Here is an 8,089-nt window from a genome sequence, read left to right on the forward strand (position 1 = left end):
ATGTCACCGGTTGAATACCGGATCAATTCCTCCCAGAAAATAGCATAACCATCTTCCAATTTTAGGGGTTCAGGTCAGACTACTTTTTTTATGACATCTGATATTGGTGTTTTAAGATTTAGTAATGGTGGGACCTCAAATGACTTTATTTTGGTTTTTTATGGTACGATTAAATTATAAAATAGTGAGTGAGGAATCATCATGAAAAAGAAGTTATATACAACCACATGGATACTACTAATTGTAGTTGGAATTTTTCTAATTAGTCTACCATTTCTAGAAAATTCCGCCATTCAACATCTAATTAATAGTGAAATGAACGGTAAAATTGTTCAACAAGATAAAAGTAAGAAGGCCAACTTCGACTTTTCCAAGATTGACAGCGTCAGTGCGTCTTCAATTTCAAAGGCCATCTTTAGCCACAAACACACGATGATTGGAAAGATTTCCGTACCAAGTGTGTCAATTAACCTACCAGTCTACTACGGACTAGATAACGAAGAATTATTGTCTGGTGTAGGTACAATGAAACCCAACCAAGAACTGGGTAAGGGAAACTATGCGATTGCCGGACACCACATGAACAACGAAAAGATTTTGTTCGGGCCATTACACAAGGTCGTTGAAGGGGATGCCATCTACATCACCAACGGTAAGAAGGTATACAAGTACGAAGTCAGTTCAATTACAGTGATTGATCAATACGATACCCAGTACATTACCAAGAAGTACAAGCGACCAACATTGACGTTGATTACCTGTGCTAGTGGGACACCGAACGAACCGAACCGTACAATGGTAAGAGCTAAGCTAAGTTCAATTACAACATTGAATGACAAGACAGCTAAATACTTTAAGTAAAAAAAGACCAACTCGATGGGAGTTGGTCTTTTTACATATAATCTTATGATTCATCAATGCTGTCTAGTAGCACGTAGTTAACCTTACGTAGTGACATTAAGTCTTTTCCACCAGCGTATGAGATTGATGATTGTAAGTCTTCTTTCATTTCTAGAAGGGTGTCTTCAATGTTTCCCTTGAATGGGATTAACAATTGACGACCTTCAACGTTGTGGTGTTCACCTTTTTGTTTAGCAGAAGCTGAACCCCAGTATTGTTTGAATTTCTTACCATTCTTTTCGACAATTTCACCAGGTGATTCAACGTGGCCAGCAAAGACTGAACCAATCATCATCATGGTTGCACCGAAACGAATTGACTTAGCAAGATCACCGTTAGTACGGATACCACCATCGGCAATCATTGGCTTAGTAGCAGCCTTTGAGCACCACTTAAGTGCTGAAAGCTGCCAACCACCAGTACCGAAACCAGTCTTGTACTTAGTGATACATGCTTTACCAGGTCCAATCCCAATCTTAGTAGCGTCGGCACCGGAGTTTTCGATTTCACGAACAGCGTCAGGAGTACCTAGGTTACCTACGATTAGGAAAGTTTCTGGAATTTCTTTTTTGATGTATTTAATCATCTTGATAACGAAGTCTGAGTGACCATGAGCCACATCAATAGTAGTGTATTCAGGAACAGCGTCAGCGGCTTTTAATTCATCGATAAAGTCGTATTCAGCATCCTTGATACCAACACTAATTGAAGCAAATAAACCTTTTTTATGCATGTTTTGAACGAATTCTAAACGTTGTTCCGGTTGGAATCTGTGCATTACGTAGAAGTAGTCATGTTTAGCCATCCAAGTAGCTAGATTTTCATCCATAACTGTTTCCATGTTTGCGGGAACAACTGGTAGTTGGAATTTACGTGGGCCGAATTGAACTGAAGTATCAGCTTCACTACGGCTCTTAATGATACATTTTTCAGGTAATAATTGGACATTGTGGTAATCAAAAGTTCTCATTATAAAGACCTCACTTTATTTATGATCTTCCCATACGTTTTTCAAAATGTTAGTAGCTTCACGGTCTGGACCAACGGCGAAAGTACATAGTTCAACGCCGGTTAGTTCAGAAACACGTTTTAGATAATTTTGTGCGTTTGCGGGTAGTTCTTCGACAGTCTTGCACTTAGTAATGTCTTCTTCCCATCCCGGTAGGTCTTCAAAGACAGGTTCGCACTTGTCTAGGAAGTCTAGGTTAGCAGGGTAGTACTTGATTAATTCACCATTGTATTTGTAGCCAGTACAGATACGAACGGTGTCAAAACCAGATAGTACATCTAGACAGTTAAGTGATAAGTGGGTGATACCAGAAGTACGAACGGCATGTTGTAGGACAACGGCATCTAACCAACCAATACGACGAGGACGTTTAGTAACAACCCCATATTCATGAGCGACTTCACGAATGCGATCAGCACGTTCATCGAATAATTCGGTTGGGAAAGGTCCATCACCAACACGTGAAGTGTAGGCCTTACATACACCTACGACTGAGTTGATACGGTTAGGACCGATACCAGTACCAGTTGCGGCATTTCCGGCAGTAGGGTTAGATGAAGTAACGTATGGATAAGTTCCGTGGTCGATATCTAACATTGCGCCTTGGGCACCTTCAAATAGTACTTTTTTGTCGTTATCTAACGCTTCATTAATTAGTAGAGAAGTGTCAGTAACGAATGGTGCAATCTTCTTAGCGTATGCGTTGTACTTGGTAAAGATTTCATCGAAGTCAAAACCAGGTTGGTCGTATAGTTTTTCTAAGATGTTATTTTTAATGTTTAGTGCTTGGTGTAACTTGTCAGCAAAGGTATCTTCGTCAATTAAGTCGGCGATTCGAATACCGATACGTTCTAGTTTATCCATATATGCAGGTCCGATTCCCTTGTGGGTGGTACCTAATTTATGTTCTTTTTGTTCTTCCTGTAATTTATCAAACAAGATGTGGTATGGCATGATTACTTGGGCTCTGTTTGAGATACGTAGTCCAGAATAATCAAAACCATTTTCTTCTAAGTAGTCCATTTCAGAAATTAAAGTTTCTGGATTAACTACAACTCCGTTTCCGATGATACTTAGCTTATCGGAATAAAAGATTCCGGATGGAATTAAACGGCAGTGAAATTCCTTGTTGTCAATAACGATGGTATGGCCGGCGTTGTCTCCGCCAGAATATCTTACGATCATATCAGCATCTTGACTTAGAAAGTCGGTAATTTTACCCTTTCCTTCGTCGCCCCATTGGCTACCTATAATAACGATTGATGACATCAAGTTCACCTCATATATTTCATTAAGTATTGAGGAGTGTATTTCAACACTCCACGAAAGATTTTACCATGCTGGAAAAATTAATCAAGAACTATTTGTATAAATGAGAAAATAATGTTCGGAAAATAAATAAAAAACGAACAATAAGTATAATTAATTTTAAGATAATAGTGAAAAAACGAATTTTGTATGGTAATATTAAAGCAAGATATTCGAAAGGATGGATTGTGATGATTGATCGTTATACCAGACCAGAAATGGGAAATGTATGGTCTAAATATAATCAATACGCCTCATGGCTAGCTGTGGAGGTTGCTGTAGACGAAGCTTGGGCTAAGTTAGGAGAAATTCCTGCTGAAGATTTAGCTAAGATTCAAAAGAACGCTACCTTTGATGAAAAAGAAATTGAAGAAATTGAAAAGACTACCCATCATGATGTCGTAGCATTTACTCGTGATGTTTCAAGATACTTAGGTGATGAAAGTAAGTGGATTCACTTTGGTATGACCAGTACAGATATCGTCGATACTGCACAAGGTTACCGTTTGAAACAAGCTAACAACATTATTCGTAAAGATATCGAAGAAATTATCGAAACAATCGGTAACAAGGCTCTTAAGTACAAGGACACTGTTATCATGGGTCGTACTCACGGTGTGCAAGCCGAACCAACTACATTTGGTTTGAAGTTACTTCGTTGGTATGAAGAAATGAAACGTAACTTGGAACGTTTTAACATCGCCTCAAAGGATGTTGAAGCAGGTAAGATTTCAGGTGCCGTTGGTACTTTCGCCAACGTTGATCCATACGTTGAACAATACGTATGTCAAAAGTTAGGTATCCGTGCCCAATCAGTGGCCAGCCAAGTGCTACCACGTGATTTACACGCCAACTACATAGCATGTTTAGGTGTGATTGCTACTAGTCTAGAAGAATTTGCTACCGAAGTTCGTGGACTACAACGTTCAGAAATTCATGAAGTTGAAGAACACTTTGCTAAGGGTCAAAAGGGTTCATCAGCAATGCCACATAAGAGAAACCCAATCGGTTCAGAAAATATCTGTGGTCTAGCACGTGTAATGAGAGGACATGTTGTTACAGCAATGGAAAACGTTGCTTTATGGCATGAACGAGACATTTCCCACTCATCTGCAGAACGTGTTATCTTGCCAGATTCTACTATCTTAATCGACTATATGTTGCACCGTTTCAACAACATCGTTCGTGACTTAGATGTATTCGAAGAAAGAATGCTAAGTAATCTAAACATTACTAACGGTCTAATCTACTCACAACGTGTTATGTTGAAGCTAGTGGAAGCAGGGATGACTAGAGAAGCTGCTTATGATACTGTTCAACCACTTACTGCGATTGCTTGGGATGAAAACAAACAATTCAAGCCATTGGTTGAAGCAAGCGAAACTATTAACGAAAAACTTTCAAAAGAAGACATTGATGATGCCTTTGATTATCACTATCACATCCGCCACGTTGATGAAATTTTCAAACGCTGTGGTTTAATGTAAAACAAAAAGAGTTGGCAATCTGCCAGCTCTTTTTTTGTGTAATTTTTTAAAATCAGTTAGAATGAGATATAGGTGATATATAATGAATAAAAAATTTGAAATGACAAAAGAAGGTTGGACTTTCTCAGTTCTATTCTTCTTATTCGCAGTTTACTACAGTTTTAGTAAGGCTCACTTTGCTCATTGGGGCAGTGTTAAAGTGACATTCTTCTTAGTACACTGGTCAACACTATTAAGCTCATTGATTTACGCAGTGATCTTGGTATTGTTCTATCTTGTATGTACTTTGCTACCGTCACGTCGCATTGTGGCCTTGCCAACAGTTATTACGTTATTGCTAGCTGGACAAGAATTAGCGCTAGCTTACTACACACTTCCAGTTGGTGATATTTTAGGTGGATTAGTACTATTAATTGGTACTTTGACCATCTTATACATGGCTTACATCAACGCCAAGATTAGTTTTAACATCATCGATTCAATCGTTGATGCAGATGAAGGGCATTACTTCAGACGTTGGTTCAACCGCGTGAAGGTAAGTCTAGCTTACGATTGGAAACCACTAGTGATTTCAATTGTTATTTACATGATTATTAACGCGTCAATGCTAATGACGTTAACATTTAAGTAAGAGTCAGCCAGTTGGGCTGGCTTTTTTATTTGTAATTTATCCTTCTATAATTTAAAAATAATGGTAATATAAAAGTTATAAGGGGGAGTTACAAAATGTTAAAGAAAACGTTATACATAATTGGATTGGCTTCATTAGTGTCAATCATGCTAGTGGGCTGTGGTAAGAGTAAAGCGGCACATCATTCAAGTACTAGCCAAACTTCTACTAGTGTCAGCGCGCAATCAAGTTCATCTACTAGTTCAAGCAGCGCAAGTTCAGCAAGTACTAGTCAAGCTAAAAGTACTGCTAGCAATGTGAAGTTAAGTGATAAGACATTTGGTGTATTAGCATTGGAATATGACCGTGATGTCCAATCTAAGGGATTTGGTCAAAAAGAAAATCATAATCAATTTAGTGATTATAATACAGTTAAAAAGCCCGACATTCATAGCAAGGAACCTATGATGGGAATGTTCTTTATTGACAAGAATAGTAAGTATGGAATTAAAAACCATGTAAAGCTTGATCAATTTACCGCTAATGGGGATGGAACAGCGGACCTTATGTTCAATGTTGAATCTGACAGTGTTCATGTTGAATTCAGAGACATGTCAAAAGCAGGCAACAAAGATATGGCACATGTTCCAGCAGTAAATATGAATGTTAGTAAAGACTACTTAATTAACACATACTACAAGACTGCAGAACAAAGAAAGCACGTTGATAATTATTCAAAATCTATTTTGAGTGAAGAAGTATGGAATAAACAATATGATTCACTATCAAATTCTGATAATGATGATTAATAAAAAAGGCTCAGCTAAATGCTGAGTCTTTTTTATTTAGTCAAAGTATGTGTGCAAGAAGTCTTTGACGCGCTTCTTGTATGCGACTGGGTTGACCCAGAAACTTTCTTCATGACCTGCGCCGGGGACGATCCATAGTTGCTTTGGACCGTTTGATGCGGCGTAGTTTTCATAAGACATGTAGGTTGGCACGTAGATGTCGCTATCCCCGTGAATGAATAGGGTAGGTAGATCGTTTTTCTTCAATGCTTCGGTACATGAAGCGTTATGCAAACGATAGCCGACCTTGTACCAGTTAATCGCGCTAACTAGTGGTTCGATTGGGTAAGGAGGCAAGTGGAACATGTCCTTTAGCAAGTAGTTGAATTCGTCACCAACATTAGTGTATCCACAATCGGCAATGATTGCCTTAACTTGTTTAGGTAAGTCTTCTCCACTTAGCATTGTGACAATTCCAGCTCCCATGCTGATACCAAACATTAGGATTTCGGCATCGTCACCGACCTTTTCAAGGACTAACTTAATCCAACGAAGGTAGTCGATGCGATCCTTCCAGCCGTAGCTGACGTACTTACCATCACTATCACCGTGAGCACGATCATCTGGAGCCAAAATGTTAAAACCTAGTTCGTGGTACATCTTAATGAAGTTAGCCATTGTTTCACGATTACATCCAACCCCGTGGGCCATAATGATTGTTTTCTTTGTTTCTTCCTTGGCAGGAACATATGAAGCAATCATTTTTTCGCCGGTATCAACTTCGTTTAACACCCATTCTTCCTTTGGGATGGCGTGAAACCAATCAACATAACGGTAGTATGCGTATGCGAAACGCAATTGGCTAGTTTGTGGGACAGGTTCGTCGTCCTTTCTGTTCATACCTAACTTAAATAGGTAGTTGCTGAACATAAAAGCTCCTGCCCCAACTGCAGTAGACATTACACCTAAAGCAGCAGCAGCTTTTTTAAATCCCATAAAAATCACTCCAATGTTATTTAGTCTGTAAGATAAATATCCTTTAATTTAGCGATATCTGCGTCGGATAAACCAATAAATTCGTGTAAGAAGTTATTGATGTTGCCATATTTTTCTTTAATGGTTGCCATCGCAGCATCGAAGTATGATTCATCAACAGTGTATAAATCGTTTAGGTTTTGACGAAGTTCATCAGTCATACCGTATTTGCTGTATTGATCAATCTTTTTTTGAATGAATGGTTTCATTGCTTCTTTGGATAATAAGTAATCTTTTTTAATTGTGTCTGCATCAACGCCTAGGGCGAATAAGAAGAACGCAGCAGATAGACCAGTACGGTCCTTTCCTTGTGCGCAATGGAATAATACGGCACCGTCATCGGTATTAGCTAATAGTGTCTTGAAAAGGTTTTGAAAAGCATTTTGTGCGGATGGACTAGTGACCATGGATTGGTATGAATTAATCATGTTTTGTTTTCCACGAGTGGCGTCATCCATGTATTGCTCAGCGTATTGACGTTCAGTTTTATCGTGACCACTGTTGAAGACGGGGTTAGCAACAAACTTAGTCTTGCTTGGTAATTTATCAGCCGCTTTTTGTCTTTCAGTGTCAGATCTCAAGTCAACATCAAAATTAATGCCGTATTCTTCTAAGAAAGCTAAATCAGAATCGGATAATTCAGAAAGTTCACCTGAACGCAGGACTTTATTCCATTTTACAAAACGACCATCTTCTGTTTTGTAACCACCAAGTTCACGGAAGTTATAGCCGTTTTTAATGTCTAATAATCGTTGTTGTGACAAAATTCATACCTCCCATATTTGCGCAAATATTATTTATTATATTGTAAAAGAAAATGACTAATAATGAAAGCTAGAAGAAATAATAATTTCCTATTATGACAAATATTAAATAAATGTTTCTTATTTGTTATTAATTATAGAAATGGTAATTTTTGTATTATAATATTTAAAGTTTAAATGATAAAAAT

Annotated in this window: 8 protein-coding genes; 4 read left to right on the forward strand and 4 right to left on the reverse strand. The window is 38.2% G+C overall.

What is annotated here, in order from left to right; translation table 11 throughout:
• The first annotated feature begins 201 nt into the window (after positions 1-201).
• A complete protein-coding gene (locus JUD45_RS00005) occupies positions 202-861 on the forward strand; it encodes a class A sortase (protein WP_203619404.1) in 660 nt (219 codons plus the stop codon).
• Positions 862-904: 43 nt separating this feature from the next.
• Here JUD45_RS00005 and JUD45_RS00010 read toward each other — a convergent pair whose 3' ends face one another.
• A complete protein-coding gene (locus JUD45_RS00010; RefSeq protein WP_203619405.1) occupies positions 905-1,870 on the reverse strand; it encodes a GMP reductase in 966 nt (321 codons plus the stop codon).
• A gap of 15 nt (positions 1,871-1,885) precedes the next feature.
• A complete protein-coding gene (locus JUD45_RS00015; RefSeq protein WP_203619406.1) occupies positions 1,886-3,178 on the reverse strand; it encodes an adenylosuccinate synthase in 1,293 nt (430 codons plus the stop codon).
• Between the two features lie 230 nt (positions 3,179-3,408).
• Here JUD45_RS00015 and purB point away from each other — a divergent pair, with 230 nt between their 5' ends.
• From purB to JUD45_RS00030, 3 genes are all read left to right on the forward strand, one after another.
• On the forward strand, positions 3,409-4,704 hold the full coding sequence (purB, locus tag JUD45_RS00020; protein WP_138726790.1) for an adenylosuccinate lyase: 1,296 nt from the start codon (positions 3,409-3,411) through the stop codon (positions 4,702-4,704).
• Between the two features lie 82 nt (positions 4,705-4,786).
• Entirely contained in the window at positions 4,787-5,335 is a 549-nt protein-coding gene (locus JUD45_RS00025) for a hypothetical protein (RefSeq protein ID WP_203619407.1), read from the forward strand.
• 95 nt (positions 5,336-5,430) lie between these two features.
• The gene (locus JUD45_RS00030; RefSeq protein ID WP_203619408.1) at positions 5,431-6,123 is read left to right on the forward strand and encodes an Lreu_0056 family protein; all 693 of its coding nucleotides are present in this window, start codon (positions 5,431-5,433) and stop codon (positions 6,121-6,123) included.
• A gap of 36 nt (positions 6,124-6,159) precedes the next feature.
• Here the strand turns inward: JUD45_RS00030 and JUD45_RS00035 are convergent, their stop codons facing one another.
• A complete protein-coding gene (locus JUD45_RS00035; RefSeq protein WP_203619409.1) occupies positions 6,160-7,098 on the reverse strand; it encodes an alpha/beta hydrolase in 939 nt (312 codons plus the stop codon).
• Positions 7,099-7,118: 20 nt separating this feature from the next.
• Positions 7,119-7,901: a tyrosine-protein phosphatase gene (locus JUD45_RS00040; protein ID WP_190238373.1), complete on the reverse strand. Its 783-nt coding sequence runs from the start codon at positions 7,899-7,901 to the stop codon at positions 7,119-7,121.
• Positions 7,902-8,089: the final 188 nt, after the last annotated feature.

Source organism: Apilactobacillus nanyangensis (genome assembly GCF_016861915.1).
GTDB lineage: Bacteria > Bacillota > Bacilli > Lactobacillales > Lactobacillaceae > Apilactobacillus > Apilactobacillus nanyangensis.